This is a genomic window from Gracilibacillus sp. D59 (assembly GCF_052246695.1).
Classification (GTDB): Bacteria; Bacillota; Bacilli; order Bacillales; family Amphibacillaceae; genus Gracilibacillus.
Map to the genome: position 1 here is coordinate 94,199 of NZ_JBQQCK010000014.1, position 15,738 is coordinate 109,936.

General features: G+C 35.0%; 19 protein-coding genes. 6 read left to right on the plus strand and 13 right to left on the minus strand.

Annotated elements, in window-relative coordinates; all coding sequences use genetic code 11:
• Positions 1-89: 89 nt before the first annotated feature.
• The 3 genes from ACTWP4_RS19425 to ACTWP4_RS19435 all read left to right on the plus strand — a co-directional run bounded on the left by ACTWP4_RS19425 (position 90) and on the right by ACTWP4_RS19435 (position 1,627).
• A complete protein-coding gene (locus ACTWP4_RS19425; RefSeq protein ID WP_443130446.1) occupies positions 90-245 on the plus strand; it encodes a hypothetical protein in 156 nt (51 codons plus the stop codon).
• Positions 246-418: 173 nt separating this feature from the next.
• Complete coding sequence (locus ACTWP4_RS19430; protein ID WP_443130447.1) at positions 419-1,093, plus strand: DUF421 domain-containing protein; 675 nt, start codon at positions 419-421, stop codon at positions 1,091-1,093.
• Between the two features lie 213 nt (positions 1,094-1,306).
• Positions 1,307-1,627: a hypothetical protein gene (locus ACTWP4_RS19435; protein ID WP_443130448.1), complete on the plus strand. Its 321-nt coding sequence runs from the start codon at positions 1,307-1,309 to the stop codon at positions 1,625-1,627.
• A 52-nt stretch (positions 1,628-1,679) separates the two neighbouring features.
• On the opposite strand, the gene ACTWP4_RS19440 is transcribed toward ACTWP4_RS19435, so the two are convergent.
• The 7 genes from ACTWP4_RS19440 to ACTWP4_RS19470 all read right to left on the minus strand — a co-directional run bounded on the left by ACTWP4_RS19440 (position 1,680) and on the right by ACTWP4_RS19470 (position 7,572).
• Positions 1,680-2,120 (minus strand): cell wall hydrolase, encoded by a 441-nt coding sequence (locus ACTWP4_RS19440; protein WP_443130449.1) that lies wholly within the window; start codon positions 2,118-2,120, stop codon positions 1,680-1,682.
• Between the two features lie 333 nt (positions 2,121-2,453).
• A complete protein-coding gene (gene wrbA / locus ACTWP4_RS19445; protein WP_443130450.1) occupies positions 2,454-3,053 on the minus strand; it encodes an NAD(P)H:quinone oxidoreductase in 600 nt (199 codons plus the stop codon).
• A gap of 158 nt (positions 3,054-3,211) precedes the next feature.
• Entirely contained in the window at positions 3,212-4,189 is a 978-nt protein-coding gene (locus ACTWP4_RS19450) for a DUF4362 domain-containing protein (protein ID WP_443130451.1), read from the minus strand.
• A gap of 156 nt (positions 4,190-4,345) precedes the next feature.
• Positions 4,346-4,765 carry an arsenate reductase (thioredoxin) gene (gene arsC / locus ACTWP4_RS19455; RefSeq protein ID WP_443130452.1) on the minus strand — a complete coding sequence of 140 codons (420 nt, stop codon included), beginning with the start codon at positions 4,763-4,765 and terminating at the stop codon, positions 4,346-4,348.
• 19 nt (positions 4,766-4,784) lie between these two features.
• Positions 4,785-6,083 carry an arsenic transporter gene (locus tag ACTWP4_RS19460; protein ID WP_443130453.1) on the minus strand — a complete coding sequence of 433 codons (1,299 nt, stop codon included), beginning with the start codon at positions 6,081-6,083 and terminating at the stop codon, positions 4,785-4,787.
• Positions 6,084-6,095: 12 nt separating this feature from the next.
• Positions 6,096-6,443 (minus strand): ArsR/SmtB family transcription factor, encoded by a 348-nt coding sequence (locus tag ACTWP4_RS19465; RefSeq protein WP_443130454.1) that lies wholly within the window; start codon positions 6,441-6,443, stop codon positions 6,096-6,098.
• A gap of 112 nt (positions 6,444-6,555) precedes the next feature.
• Entirely contained in the window at positions 6,556-7,572 is a 1,017-nt protein-coding gene (locus tag ACTWP4_RS19470) for a metal ABC transporter solute-binding protein, Zn/Mn family (RefSeq protein ID WP_443130455.1), read from the minus strand.
• Between the two features lie 368 nt (positions 7,573-7,940).
• Here ACTWP4_RS19470 and ACTWP4_RS19475 point away from each other — a divergent pair, with 368 nt between their 5' ends.
• On the plus strand, positions 7,941-8,705 hold the full coding sequence (locus ACTWP4_RS19475) for a FixH family protein (protein WP_443130456.1): 765 nt from the start codon (positions 7,941-7,943) through the stop codon (positions 8,703-8,705).
• Positions 8,706-8,868: 163 nt separating this feature from the next.
• Here the strand turns inward: ACTWP4_RS19475 and ACTWP4_RS19480 are convergent, their stop codons facing one another.
• The gene (locus ACTWP4_RS19480; protein ID WP_443130457.1) at positions 8,869-9,192 is read right to left on the minus strand and encodes a DUF4870 domain-containing protein; all 324 of its coding nucleotides are present in this window, start codon (positions 9,190-9,192) and stop codon (positions 8,869-8,871) included.
• Between the two features lie 114 nt (positions 9,193-9,306).
• On the opposite strand from ACTWP4_RS19480, the gene ACTWP4_RS19485 reads away from it, so the two are divergent.
• Together ACTWP4_RS19485 and ACTWP4_RS19490 are read left to right on the plus strand one after the other, a co-directional pair.
• The gene (locus ACTWP4_RS19485) at positions 9,307-10,599 is read left to right on the plus strand and encodes a lysine N(6)-hydroxylase/L-ornithine N(5)-oxygenase family protein (RefSeq protein WP_443130458.1); all 1,293 of its coding nucleotides are present in this window, start codon (positions 9,307-9,309) and stop codon (positions 10,597-10,599) included.
• Positions 10,600-10,901: 302 nt separating this feature from the next.
• The gene (locus ACTWP4_RS19490; protein ID WP_443130459.1) at positions 10,902-12,083 is read left to right on the plus strand and encodes an IS256 family transposase; all 1,182 of its coding nucleotides are present in this window, start codon (positions 10,902-10,904) and stop codon (positions 12,081-12,083) included.
• 99 nt (positions 12,084-12,182) lie between these two features.
• Here ACTWP4_RS19490 and ACTWP4_RS19495 read toward each other — a convergent pair whose 3' ends face one another.
• The 5 genes from ACTWP4_RS19495 to ACTWP4_RS19515 all read right to left on the minus strand — a co-directional run bounded on the left by ACTWP4_RS19495 (position 12,183) and on the right by ACTWP4_RS19515 (position 15,366).
• Positions 12,183-12,860 (minus strand): HAD family hydrolase, encoded by a 678-nt coding sequence (locus ACTWP4_RS19495; RefSeq protein ID WP_443130460.1) that lies wholly within the window; start codon positions 12,858-12,860, stop codon positions 12,183-12,185.
• A 244-nt stretch (positions 12,861-13,104) separates the two neighbouring features.
• Positions 13,105-13,869, minus strand: coding sequence for a class I SAM-dependent methyltransferase (locus tag ACTWP4_RS19500; protein WP_443130461.1), 765 nt, complete (start codon positions 13,867-13,869; stop codon positions 13,105-13,107).
• Positions 13,870-13,893: 24 nt separating this feature from the next.
• Complete coding sequence (locus ACTWP4_RS19505) at positions 13,894-14,430, minus strand: ATP-binding protein (protein ID WP_443130462.1); 537 nt, start codon at positions 14,428-14,430, stop codon at positions 13,894-13,896.
• A gap of 166 nt (positions 14,431-14,596) precedes the next feature.
• A complete protein-coding gene (locus ACTWP4_RS19510) occupies positions 14,597-14,839 on the minus strand; it encodes a hypothetical protein (protein ID WP_443130463.1) in 243 nt (80 codons plus the stop codon).
• Positions 14,840-14,961: 122 nt separating this feature from the next.
• Complete coding sequence (locus ACTWP4_RS19515; RefSeq protein WP_443130464.1) at positions 14,962-15,366, minus strand: hypothetical protein; 405 nt, start codon at positions 15,364-15,366, stop codon at positions 14,962-14,964.
• Between the last annotated feature and the right edge of the window lie 372 nt (positions 15,367-15,738).

Sequence of the window (15,738 nt, forward strand, 5' to 3'; positions counted from 1 at the left end):
CAACCGACAATAGCTATTTCCAACACTCTAATTACATTGCAGTATTGTGGAAGAAGAAATATTAAAGTTTTGGTAAGGAGGATATTTAAATGCAAGTATTTTTATATGTATTACTTGGTATGATTGTAACTTATGTCTTATTACTAATTGGAGAATTCGGTCTGGTATTGCTTGGTAGAGGAGCGTTTGGTTTACTTTTATATATTGCTTTGAACATAAACAAGAAGAATAACATAGAAAAGTAACAAAGCTAATGAAGTAGATTGAATCAAAGAATGATGATATCGATTTTTTTACAGAAAAGGTTTAAAGCACCTATCTGATTGATTTGTAATATCGATACATATTCAGGTGAAAATCATGCAAAATATTACTAGTATCGGTTGAACAAATTTAAAAAAGTGGAGTTTGTATATAAATGAAAATTATGTACTTAACAATTGAACTTATAGTTGGATTTTTTTTCTTGTTTATCATAGTGAAATTTGTAGGAAAAAAAATCATTAATCAAATTTCCCCGTTCACTTTTATAGCAGCTATTGTTTTAGGAGAATTAATTGGAAATGCTTTATACGATCATAAAATAGGCGTCCTTTATATTATTTATTCTATGTGTATTTGGGGAGGATTACTTTTTTTCGTTGAGTATTTAAGTCAAAAATTCCTTGCAATCAGAGGTTTGGTTGAAGGGAAACCTTCTGCTCTTATCAAAAATGGAATTGTTGATCGTGAAGCATTAAAGAAAAATCGAATGAATTTAAATCAATTACAAAATTTACTTCGACAAAGTGAAACCTTTTCTATTCGTGAAGTCGCCTTTTGCTATTTAGAGGCAAACGGATCGCTTAGTATTTTAAAAAAGTCAAAGTATCAAAAAACGACTCAGGAAGATTTTAATATGCCTTCACAAGTAGTTTCCGTACCAATCACTTTGATAAGAGACGGAGAAGTTTTATGGGACGAAATCATTGATTTGGGCTTTGATGAATCTTGGCTGAAATCACAATTAAACACTTATAATATTACTGACTACAAAGATGTTTTCATAGCTGAATGGCTTCAAGGGGAAGGTCTTTTTGTACAGGTTATTTAAACCGTACGACTACAATAAAAGAAAAAATTTGAAATTGTTAACAATTTTACTTTATCTAACAGATGCATGAGTTCAACTGACGGTCATTAAATGTTCGTCTTTTTTATGGATTAATTTCAACTTTTTGGAATATTATGTTAAAATATTGACAGAAGAGATTATGCTTATGACAGCTTAATTTAATCGTATACATGGCTATAAGGAGGGCTGAAAATGAAAATAGGAGAAAAGATTCAAAAAAAGTATTTAGAGAGAAATAAGTTATTTTTAGCTATAGACATTATTTTTAGTGTTTTAACGATTTATTTTGCAGTTCGAGTGTTATTGATATCTATTACGGGGTTAGTAAGTTCAAATCCGTCAACTGATTCTCCGACTTTATTACTTTTTGCTATGCTATTTTCTTTAGGATTATCTAATTCTGTTCGGGTTATTGAAATGTTAGTTATCGAAAAAAAAGAATATTTCTCGTTTTTACTTTTATCTACACTCTTCGTTTTCAGTGTATCTACATATATATTACTAGTAGACTAAAGGGAGTGTTGATCGATAACGATCAAAATCCCCCCAATGTATTGTGTATTTGTTAAAATCTATAAGCACTTCCGCATGTATTAGCCTGTGGTTCATAATAACAATGTTGTTTATATTGTCCTGCAAATGGTTGACCATACCATGTAGGTGGACATTCAGCATACGGATTAAAATACCAAAGAGAATATTTAGAAGGATGTTTTCTCCAATACTTTACAACTTGTCGTGCTAACCTTTTCTCCACTTCTCTTGCTGGTCTATAAAATAAACTACCTTTTTGTACTGCTTCAAAAGAATAATTTCCACCTTGAACTTGAAAAATTACATCACGTATAGTCCTTACATCCTTAAAATCTAAACAATCAGCTTTTGCCCGATTTACAATAACATTCCCAACCATGAGCATCCCTAGTCGCCCTTCAGCAATGGCTTCTGCCCTCAACATTCTTGCTATTAAATTAATGTCACTTTCGTTATATGATACTCTTGTCACTATTATCACCTCTAAAAGAATTGTATGAAAAAATCTTTGAAAAATGTAAGATTTTCGTAATTCTTATCTGTTTGGGCTTGGACCATTTCGCAAGAATTCATAGCTAAGATCAAGTCGGATTTTTAGGTGTTCGCTTCAGTTCTTCATACTTCTATTTGGATTTTTTACATGGTGGAGTTTAATATGTTCCGCCATCTACAGCCATTGGAATATACGGTGTCACTGATATGAGGAGATTTCGGGGGCGAATATGTAAAAAAAGAGAGTAACAAAAAAATTATTGCTACTCTCTCTATTATTTAAAAGGATTTATTTTAAAATTCTTACCTAGTCTTATCCATGAATTTTATTTGCTACTTCGACGACACGTTTTGCTTGATGTTTAACTGCTGCTTGAACATCTTCTACCATGGAACCATCTTCCTGGCTTTGCGTAACACTTGTCCCATATGGATTACCGCCAGCTGCAAATAATGAATCATCAGAATATCCTGGAGGAACGATGATTGCCCCCCAGTGCATCATAGATGTATAAAGGCTTAAAACTGTTGCTTCTTGTCCACCGTGTGGATTAGAAGCAGATGACATTGCACTTACTACTTTGTTTACTGTCTTACCAGACGCCCATAAACCACCTTGTGTATCGATGAATTGTTTCATTTGTGATGCTACATTTCCAAAACGTGTTGGAGTGCTAAAAATAATAGCATCCGCCCATTCTAGATCTTCAGTCGTTGCTACAGGGACATCTTTAGTTTCTTCTACATGTTTTTTCCAGCCTGGATTTTGTGCGATTGCTTCTTCCGGTGCTGTCTCAGCAACGCGTACTACTTTCACTTCCGCTCCTGCTTCTTTTATTGCTTCTGCTGCCCAATTCGCTAATTGATAGTTTATACCTGTTGAACTGTAATAAACTACTGCAACTTTTACCATATTTGTAAAACTCCTTTGCTTCTTTGATACTTTATATTTTCCCAGTCTGAGATAATATATGTATTTATCTCGATACTGAGATAAATACAATTTATCATACGTTTATCTCGATTTCAAGATATTTGTGCTTAGTAAAAAACATGGAGTATTCCCCATGTTTAGTCAAATGTTAAACCAGCCTCTACAAATGTATTATAACGGATCACATTTCCTGCCTTTTGATAATCAAATTGAATGGTTCCATTTTTGCCATACAATTTGATTTCTCCTTCTGGTGCCATCATAGTCATCGTCATCACTGATTGTGGTGTACCTTCACGAATTTTTGTAATTATCTCTCCTATTTCATTTTTATCGTTTGAATCCAATACGACTTCATCATTTACGATGACTTCGATACGATGGTAAATATCTTCAGGAACAATGATATCTGCAATAGGAAGACTCGCGATCGCTAATGCTCCACCCTCATTGTCACAACCTGTCAGTTCGAACATTATGTTTTGATTATCTATTAAATAATATTCTAATTGTGGACAAGATACGTCTCTTATTGTTTCAGCCACACCAAAGTTATCTTGGGTTGCATCCACTTTTATACTATGTTCTCCATTTTCGAACATATAATTGTTAAAAACCGGATCGCCTTCTGTCGTATATTGGACAACTCGCATAATAGCATCTTCACTTTTTTCTACTTGTTGTATAAATTGTTCCAGTACCATTAAATTTAGTGTTTGATCAAGCTTTATTACTACATCATGGTCTTCGTCAACTATTCTTTTTATGGCAACGGCACTACTTTGCCCAGGATAGGATTCCGCCACTGCACCATGGGTAACTTGAATTTTTTCGCCTCTGATTAGTGAATTAGTCATACTATCTTCTATTTCTTCGAGACTAAAATAAATCGCATTTCCTGCCTCGTCATGTTGCTGTGGATCAAACTCAGTAACTGTTGGATCCAATCGGTTCTCGACAACTAATACACGATTATCTTCTACACTTGCCACATACCCCTCCATCTCATTATGCCCTTCATTACTTGAATCTCCTTGTGTTTTATTCCCATTATCAAGAGATGTACCACAGGCGGTTAACAATAATATCAAGATAATACCAAGAAAATATTTCATCCTCCACATCGCCTCCCTTTTTCTATTAGTCGTTTTTCTAAAAAAAAGGTTACACTTGTGATGTTAAAATGCCTATTATGACACGGACACTTAGCACCTTGATAACACTAAACAAAAAAAATGGACTAAAATTCAAAAGTCCATTCTTTTCACTATTTATTCTCCTGTTTCTGCAAAACGTTTAATCCGTTTTCCAATTTCATCACGCACTTGCTGGAAGACAGACCATTTTTCTTCGTCTGTTCCTTCTGCTTTGGCCGGATCATCGAATCCCCAGTGTTCATTTCGAACACCAGATGGAATGACCGGACACTTATCACGTGCATCCCCACATAAAGTAACAACCATATCAGCATTACGTAGAATTTCCATGTCAATTTTATCAGATGTCTGATTGGAAATATCAATATCTACTTCTTTCATCGCTTTGACCGCATTTGGATTTAATCCATGTGTTTCAATTCCAGCGCTGTATACGTTCCAGCCGTCACCTAAATATTTTTTTCCCCAGCCTTCAGCAATTTGACTGCGGCAAGAATTACCTGTACATAAAAAGTAAATAGTTTTTTTCGTCATTTTGAATTCCTCCTATAAATTAGAATAATAACAATGTCAGATATAAGCCCACTAACGTAATAAATAAAATGGGGATAGTGAGAATAATCCCTGTCTTGAAATAAGTACCCCAAGAAATTTTCACACCTTTTTGCGATAATACATGCAACCATAAAAGAGTTGCCAATGAACCAATCGGTGTGATTTTTGGACCTAAGTCAGAACCGATCACATTTGCATATATCAGAGCTTCTCGTATGACACCAGAAGTATTTGTCTCAGCGATCGCCAGTGCATCAATCATTACAGTTGGCATATTATTCATGACTGAAGATAGAATGGCAGCGATAAAGCCCATGGCAACAGTAGCACTGAATAACCCTTGATCCGCACTCCACTGAATAAGTCCTGCCAAGACGTCGGTAAGTCCGGCATTACGAAGACCGTAGACAACGACATACATACCGATAGAGAAGAAAACAATTTCCCATGGTGCTCCTTTAACTACTTCTGTCGTATTAACCGCTGCACTGTTTCGTGCCATGATTAGAAAAAAGATAGCTATGATACCAGCAATAATTGATACAGGAACTGTAATAAACTCACTTACAAAATAACCAACTAATAATATAGCAAGAACATACCATGACAGGTGGAACATTTTGATATCCTTTAATGCTTCAGCCGGCTTCTTTAAATGATCAAGCTGATAGTTTTTCGGAATATTTTTTCTAAAGTATAAATACAATACCCCAATCGTAGCAATAATGGAAAATAAGTTTGGAATGATCATTCGTGATGCATATTCAACAAAACCAATCTCAAAAAAGTCTGCCGAAACAATGTTCACCAAGTTACTAACGATTAACGGCAGTGAAGTTGTATCAGCAATAAAACCACTAGCCATAATAAATGGAAAGACCATTTTTTCTTTAAATTGCAGATTACGTACCATTGCCAGAACAATCGGTGTTAAAATTAAAGCTGCTCCATCATTTGCGAAAAAAGCTGCCACCAAAGCACCTAGTAAACTGACATAAACAAACATTTTGATACCATGACCTTTAGCGAGACGAGCCATATGTAATGCTGCCCACTCAAAAAAGCCGATTTCATCCAAGATTAAGGAAATAATTATAATTGCTACAAACGCCAGTGTTGCATTCCAGACAATCCCGGTTACTTCTAATACATCCTGAAATCCAACAACTCCAACAAGAAGTGCCAAAATTGCACCACCGATCGCAGACCAGCCAATGGATAGACCTTTAGGCTGCCAGATCACAAGTATTAACGTTACTAAAAAGATAATTATAGCCAATATAACATCAAACAACATATTGCCCCCCTACTAACAACAAGTAATTCTTGTTCCGCTTTTCTCTAATTCGATTAATTTCTCATCTTGACTTGGTAATTGCTCTAAAATAGACTTCATTAATCCGTACCATTCACTCTCACGATTTAATGAATAGAATACCCATTGGCCTTTCCGTTCTTCTTCGATCAGTTCGGCATTTTTTAGTTTACGCAAATGCTGACTGATGGATGGTTGACTCATTTGGAAAATCTCTACAAATTCACAAACACAACAGGTTTGGTTTTCCATTAATTTCATCATCGTAAGTCTTGTTTTGTCACCTAACACCTTAAAGACTGGTGCAGCTTTTTCTATTTGAAATTCCGTTTTAGTAGTCATTCTCATCCTCCTTATCCATTAGTATATAATCATATAACAATTTACTTATGTGTTCAATAATTAAAAGGAAGAAACTTAATTGTTTCTTCCTAAAAGGCTACTGCCAATTTCCCTAATAATCCAATGCTTTTACTAACACATCTAAGTTACGCTCCATTAAGCTAAAATAGGTTTCTTCATTTTCAATATCTTCTTCCGTTAAAATCGATAAGTTGTGTAACTCCAATGATTCGACGTTTGTTTCTGCTTGAATCACCTCTGCTACTTTTGGTTCGACATTTTGCTCAAATAATAAATATTGGATATTTGTCTCTTCCACATGATCCATTATTCTTTCCAACTCTTTCTGAGAAGGTTCCTGTGATGGGGATAAACCAGTAAGAGCAATTTGTTCAATGCCATAACTTTGTTCCCAATAGCCATATGCTTCATGTGTCACGAGAATTTCGTTATTTGGTGCAGCTTCTAATTGCTGATGAAATTCATCATCTAACGCAATCAATCGATCTTTTAAATCACTAAAATTAGTTTCAAAGGTTTCTTGTTGTTCCGGATTTAATTCAATTAAGGCATCCTTGATATTACGAGCTAATTCCACAGAACGGACAGGATCTAACCATAGGTGTGGATCGGCATCACCATGCTCGTGACCGTCTTCTTCCGCATCTCCATGTTCTTCTTCATGGCTATGTTCCTCTTCTTCATGTGCATGTTCTTCTTCGTGGCTATGTTCCTCTTCTTCATGTGGATGCACGTGCTCTACTAGTGAAATCCCTTCAGCGGCTTCTAACATTAATACATCCTCACCTAAAAGTGCTTCTTCTATTGTCCCTGCATAGGTTTCGAGATTAGCTCCATTATATAAAAACATATCCGCTTCTGCGATATCTACCATCATTTTAGAAGTTGGCTCAAAATTATGTGGATCAGATCCAGGCGGCAAAATTGTTTCTACCTCTACAAACTCTCCACCAATTTCTTCTGTAAAATAGGCTAAAGAATATAACGTTGCATATACTTGAAGTGTATTATTTCCTGATTCTTGTTGATTTGATTGATTTCCCTCCTCAGCACTGCAACCTATTAATAAAAATAATATAGCTAAAATTACTAAACTTACCTTTTTCATGTATAAGTTATCCCCCTTCGAATTTATGTATAGAAATAATAATGATTACGATTCAACATAAAAACAAAACGTAATCAATACGATTTAATAGTATTATAGTTGATTATAAAACAAATGTAAATAGTAATTGTTACGATTTATTTTTGATATTTAGTTAGAACTATTTGCACAACGACATAACCTCTATTTTTACGGATACTACAAAATAGAACAAATAATTAAACCATGTTTACAGTATAACCCCTTACGCTACAAAAGTTACTCTCCAGATCTAGACATCCTAAAATGTCATACATTGTTCATTGATTATCCCTACAGCAAGGAGTATAGTATCATTAACATAAAAAAGTATAATACGGAGGATACACATGAAAAAACGATTTATAATAATCATTCTATGTACCTTAGCACTTACAGCTTGTGCAAGCCAAGCAGAGAATGATGAACAACAACAGGAAGATGTAGAAGTTAAAGGTATTCATGTCGAATTTGAACTTCCTAAACAAGCAAAAGTCGGTGAATCCGTTCTGTTACAAACAACTGTAACATATGGTGAAGATGAACTGGTAACAGATGCCGAAGAAATGAAGTTTGAATATTGGAAAGTAGATGATGAAAAAAATACTGTTTCCGTAGAAGCTACTAATCACGAAGATGGTACTTATTCGTCGGAAGTGAAGTTTGAGGAACCTGGTACTTATGAAATTTATGCTCATACTACAGCCAAAGGTTTGCATACGATGCCTAAAAAGGCGATAACCATTACTGGTGAGCAACAAGAAAATCACGATCAGGAGTCTCAAAAGGAAGAGGCTAACGCAGAACATGAACATCAGCAAGAGTTTGAAATAATGTTAAACCCATTAGGTGAAATAACTGTTAATCAGGAACTAGAAATAACCATAAAGCTTGCAATGGATCAACAGCCATATAAGAACGCTCGAGTACGATATGAAATAATCCCAGAAAACAGTGAGAAACACGACTGGATCGAAACAGAAGAAATCAATGCGGGTGAGTACGTAAATTCCTATACATTTAAAAAAGCGGGACAGGCAAAAATGATCGTACATGTAACAGACGATACCGGATTACATGAGCATAAAGAATTTCAATTAGAGGTAAACGAATAAAGATTTACAAATCCCCCCATAACTTACGCAACTGGAATATACTTGCATTTCGAAGCAACTGCTAGTCTCAGTGCAGCAATTCGTATATTCCAGTTACAGTAAGAAAAAATTCCATATTAATCAAAACCCATTTATACTTTCTTAAAACAGAAACATCCCATGCCTATTTTATAAAGCGGATAACAAGCGGGATTCTATATTCTTCCCCGTTGAACGCTTTAAACAAAGCGATTAGGGTTAATATAAATGCCGCAATACCAACAATCGGCAATAACACCATACCGATTAATACTACTACCAAAATCCCGCTCACAATCGCATAAATCGTAAATGATATAAAGAAATTGAAATACTCTTTACCGTGATAGTCAATAAATGCAGACTCCTCACGTTTGATCATCCAGATAATTAGAGGACCGATAATAGCAGTAAAGAAACTTACTAAATAAATTAACATCGCAAATAATCGTTCGTCACTATTCGTCATAACACGCACCTCCCCTCGATATTGTACCATATAAAGGCATTTCAATTTGATAAATAGATAATTTTTAATAGAATGTATATAATAATAGAAAATGACTGAAAAAGAGGGAAATCTATGGAACAATATGATGTTATTGGGCTAGGGATTGGTCCCTATAACCTGGGATTCGCAACTTTAACAACTGAAAAATCTAATTTAAAAACAATCTTTTTTGATCAAAATGGGCAATTTGCCTGGCACCCAGGTATGTTAATTGAAGGAACTGATTTACAGGTTTCCTTTCTGGCTGATCTTGTGACATTCGCGAATCCTACTAGTAAGTATACGTTCTTAAATTATTTACATGAACACAATCGTCTATATAAATTTTTCTTTTTTCATAAATTCCAAATGCCTCGAGCTGAGTATGCCTCTTATTTAAAATGGGTTGTTGAGCAACTGCCAAATTGTCATTTTAAGTCAGAGGTCAAAGATGTGATTGACCATGGAGATCATTACGAAGTAGTTATCAACCACTGGGGCGAACAAAAAGAGCGCTCATATTTCGGAAAACATGTCATACTTGGAACCGGAAGTACTCCGATGATTCCATTCGAACTAGATGACATCGGCTCAGAACATGTCCACCATTCCAGCCAATATGTATATCTTAAGGATCGAACAATCAGAGGCGATCATATTACTGTTGTTGGATCAGGACAAAGCGCATCGGAAATTTTTTACGACTTATTAAAGCTTCAGGAGCATTTTGACTATCACCTATCATGGTATACAAGATCACCTGGGTTCTTTCAACTCGATAATAGTAAATTAGGTCAAGAAGTATTCACACCTGATTATGTAGATTATTTTCATGATTTACCATTTCAAGAACGCAAAGAATCTCTCGATCACCTTGGCCAATTGCGGAAAGGGATTCAGGGCGACACAATACATAGCATTCATGAACTGCTATACCATCGTTCTGTTGATAATAAGAAACTCCCTGTAACTATTCAACCATTAACAGAGATTCAGAAAGTTGTAAAGAATGGCTCACGCATAAAAGTCGAAGCAAGACAATGGCAGAAAGATGAGGATATTTCTTTTGAAACAGAGAAGGTTATATTGGCGACAGGATATAAACCAAACATTCCGGACTGGTTTTACCAGCGCTTCGAAGACAAAATTGTGTGGGAAGATGACAAACGCTTTAAAGTAGATGATAATTTCAAACTTGTTTTTAAAAATGGAAAGAGAGATCATCACTTTTATACTTTAACGAATTTGGAACACTCACATGGAACAGGAGTGACTAATTTAGGGTTGGCAGTAGATCGCAATATCCAAATCATCAACGAAATTGCCGGAGAAACCGTTTATGAGGAAAAAAGGGATACGATTTTTACTCAGTTTGATCCAGAGTAGTATCTAAGCGGACATTCGTTCCGCTATTACAAGATAAAAGGGTTATTTTTAGCTTTTGACGGACATCTATTCCGTTATTAATAAGCAATTCTTTAAATACAAGCCAAATCTCTGTAAATAACGGAATACATGTCCATATCACCTTAAAAATGAAATGTTTTAGCGAAAATAGCGGAATAAATGTCCGCATACCTCTTATCTTTCGATGACGTACAATAGTTTGTGTAAGAGTTGAAAGATTAAAAAAGGTAGGGTACCCTTCGTGTTGAGCCTAATCAAACAAGAAAGGAGAAACCCTACCTATGGTAAACAGTATAGAACATAATTCTATTGAAAATCAACTGGATAAGATGGTACGTGAATTTGTGAAAGAAAAGATTGAAATGATAATGAAAGAAGAGATGAAACAGTATTTCGAAGTAGAACATCCAGAACAAAAAAATCAAAAAAACGGTTATTACGAGCGATCCCTGGATACAAAGTACGGACACATCTCAAACTTGAAAGTTCCAAGAGACCGCGAAAATCATTTTCAGACTAGTGTATTCAAGCCGTATCAACGTTATGAACAGTGGCTTGGAGAATCCATTATACATATGTACCAACAAGGAATGAGCACGAGGGATATCGGAGACTTTGTCGAAAAGGTACTGGGTGATACCTATTCTCCAACAACCATCAGTCATGTCACAGACGTTTTAATGGAAGACATTGAAGCCTGGCAGTCTCGTCCCCTTGATAGACGTTATTCCGTGCTGTTTCTAGATGGTACCTATATCAATTTGCGTAGGGATGATGTTGATAACGAAGTCGTATACATTATTTTAGGTATTAACGAAAAAGGATACAGAGAAATTCTTGGTTTTTACGTTGGTGGACAAGAAAGCTCCACTGGATGGGAGAATCTCTTGAGAAGCCTTAGAAAACGCGGTTTGGAAGAGGTTCTGCTTGGGGTATTTGATGGTCTCAGTGGACTGGAAGCAGCTTTTAAGCGAGTGTTTCCTAAAGCTGATGTTCAGCGTTGTATCGTTCATAAAGTGAGAAATGCACTGTCAGCGGTTCGAAAAAAAGACCGTGATAAAGTCTCTGAAGATTTGAAATCGATATACAACGCCAAGAATCGAGAATTGGCTCATGAGGAGTTTGGACATTTCCGTAAGAAATGGGCGAAAAGGTACCCAAAGGTGGTACGCTCGTGGGAAAATGATCTACCCGTTCTCTTAACCTTTTATAAGTACCCGGCAATTCTACATCAAAAGATATATTGCACGAATATGATTAAACGATTTATGTTGGAAATCAAACGCCGGACAAAAAAGATTGTGACGCTTCCGACTGAACAGGCAGCAGAAAAAATCATCTACCTACAGTGTATTCGATTTAATCAAAAGAAACGAATGGTAGCTCATGGTTTTGGACAACAAAAAGAAAAGCTCCAACAAATGTTTTGGGAACGATATGGTACCGTTGAAAAACCGGATTAACAGGAAAAAATTCATCCCCTCCCCCGGGGGAGGGGATGAAATATATATTAGTATATTCAAAGGGAACCCTACTGATTTACACAAGATTATTGACATAACCTATCTTTCTGTTTCGGATGACGTTAACTCTACAAGGCTATGTATTACTTTTACATTGGGATGTGTTATTGTATTTTTTCGGTTTAGCCACACTCCAACCATCCCTGCATTGCTACTTCCAATTGCATCCGTTTCAAGTCTATCCCCTACATAAAGACTTTTACGAACTTGAGCTTTCGCTTGCATACATGCTTTTTGAAAAATAGAAGGATTTGGTTTAGCGACTCCTATTTCACTTGAAGTAATAATATGTTCAAAATAATGATCTATCCCTAAACTCACTAATTTCTCTAATTGTTGATGATAATCGCCGTTGCTAATAACCCCAAGACGAATTCCTTGTTGTTTTAAGGCCACTAAGCAAGGGATGACATCTTCAAAAGCAGACCAATTTCTTTTATACAAACTCAAATATTTGTTGAATATGTTATCTGCCTGCATGTCATTTAAATGAGAGCCAAATATGTCTTTTATACGGAATCTTCTCTGTTCCTGGAATGTTAATTCATTTGATAAAAATTTTCCGAAATACTTTTTTGATAATTCAAACCACCTATCAACAAATTCATTCTCACTATTCTCTAGCTCATTCGAATACTTCTTATAAAAATCAACGGCTCCCTTTTGTTCTGCTTTGCCGTGGTCTAGTAATGTGGCATCAATATCAAAGAATATCACTTAGAATCCACCCCATAAGCCCGTTTCAAAAGCATTAAACTGTTTGATCTTTTCTCGAAAGGTACAATATCTTTTATCACTTTAGTCCATGAGTTATCAGCAATTCGAGTTGTATAAGTAATACGATTTTCTTTACTATGAAAATTAATCCTCATTTTACATCCCCATCTCTAACAATGTATTCGTTTTCCATAATTGTTATGGCTGGTCCTCCTCAATGATATGTAGCCTTTCCTTAAGTGAACTATTCTTTCTTAGCTATACAAAACATTTCTGCAAAATCATTTACAATTGTCTTTTCAGGATTCGTTTTTATATCGAATCTCATTCTTTCTAATCCTTTCTTATAATCTTCTTCACTAATTAAATTAAGTACGGAAATATCTCTATTCTCAGCGTAAACTATGTAATCCATCACTTTTATATTTTCCATCTTGTACACGATTTTAAGATCGACTTCATAGCCTCTTGCTATGAGTTCGTTAAAAATAACTTCTTTATTCCAATATCTTTTTAAATCTTCATAAAAAGCAGATGGAAAGTAATGATAAAGCCACCATTTAGGCATATCGAGTATTGCAATATTATGTAATTTATAAATACCGCCTTCTTTTAATACACGAGATATTTCATTTAATGCGGTTCCCTTATCCGTGTAATGATGGAACGCATAGTTATTTGAAATAAAATCAAATGTTTCTGATTCATAAGGCATATCCACTACATCAGCTCTAACCAATTCTACATTTTCCACCTTTTCATTAGCCTTACTCAACATTTGATCTGATAAGTCTAATCCATTCCACTTAATATTATGTTGGCCTTCAAAATAATTTGATTGCTTTTCAAGGTACAGACCTGTTCCGCAAGATAAATCTAATACATGGTATTCTGTTTTTCTGTTATTATCCATGTATTCTTTCAAATCATAATCAATACTAATCTCCTTAACTCGATATTGATTCTTATCGTACTTCTCAGCGATTTTAGAGTAGTTAGTTGTTTTCAAATTTTCACCTCTTTAGTTTCGACCTTAGTTAGAATTCATATAATCCAAGACAATACTAACTCTTTCAGAAACTGTATAATCTCCTTCAATTCTTAAAATTGGACAAGATAAATCTTCCATCCAATGTTCATGAAATGTTTTGCTTCTAACATCCATACCAGCACTATCATATAAGGCAGCCCATTCTAAAAAAGCTTTCGATTGATCGTATTTACTACCACCAGCTAATATTTCATTTCCATATCTCTGAAACTCCCTTTGCCGTAATCTCTCAAGCCTTATTTCTGACGGAATCCATAAGAATATAACCAGGTCAAAATAGTTTATAAAATTATCTCCCCATCCACACACTGCACCAGATAGCACCCAGCTTTCATATTGTATTAAATCTTTTTCAAGCATCTTTCTTCTTTCAGGCACTTGTCTTTGTTTGGTGAACTTGGTTATCCAAAAATAATCATCCGTATCGAGGTGTCTATAAGGTAAAACTTTTGATAGTGAAGATCCAAGGGTTGAAGTTCCAGACCCAGCAGCTCCCATTATATGTATTTTTCTGTTCATTTAGTCTCCTCCGTATTAAGAAATGAGTTTTTTACTTATTACCACTACATATTATTAAATTAACTATATAGTTCTATATTTTTATTACGTGTTCCTCTTTTAAATTTTGTTCCTTTAACATGCACATAACACAATATCTTCTTACCTAACTCATGATTATGAACTCCTATTTAGCGTTCGGAATTATGTATTCATTAAAAAATAAAGTTAGCCCCAATATAAAACTAATAAGTCCAAATCCAAAAGTGAAATTTGTGATACTCCAAATATACGGTGGTGTGAAATTTTTAATCGCTTGCATTTGATGTAAATCACCATTAAATGACGAAAAAATAAGTACTTTTTCTAAACCACTTAACCCCATAAGTAAAGCTCCTAAAAAAATAAAAACCATTCCCAATTTCTTCATTGTTTTCCTCCTTCGCATTCCTGTATGAAACTGCCACGTTCACTATAAGCATATACTTGTTGAAGAAACACGGCTTCCCCTCTAAGTATTACAGTTAAATAGCAACTGCCTACACCTAATATTTAAAGAACTAATTTTCGATTCTTTCTCCTAAGTAGTTCGTCAATCACCCAAAAGAATAAAGCGGTAATCGAAGCAAAAATAGTAGTTGCATTAACCTCTGTTCCAATAAGCAAAAATTGCCCATCCATTGGAGCTATCAAACCGAACAATATACCAAAAGATAAATGGACAATGAATGCAGTTAATGCCCGCACATTCCCTGTAAATCGCTTGCTTATATAGTCTGATAAAAATGTGATTGGAACCCCATACAATAATATAATAGGTGATATCCATAGACCAAACGCTCCTGTCATCACTATTAATTCAACAGGATGTTGCCATTCTCCAAAGAATAAGCCAAAGATAACTAACAAAGATAAAGGTGTTGCCAATAATGTTGTTATTACTTTCCTTTTTACCATCTATCTCTCTCCCTCGAAATACATAGCCCTGTTACTACTCTGTTAGCACAATATCTTCTTACACCATTTTAACATAATATTCCAACAACTCATTTAAAATTTATGCAACTATCGAGTAGGAGGATAATCATTAATTGATTATCCGACCTCTCACACCACCGTACGTACGGATCCGTATACGGCGGTTCCAACTTATTTAGGCATGCACCTTTCTATAGTGCTGTAAACTAGAGATTAGTCCGAATTTGGTTAATCTCTGGTTAGTTATTGTAGTGGTCAGTATCCATGAGTAGGCAATACGGGTTACTCCTTTGCTAGTGTGACTATTCTTATATGCGTTGTATTTATCCATCCCTAATTTTATTAGATTCT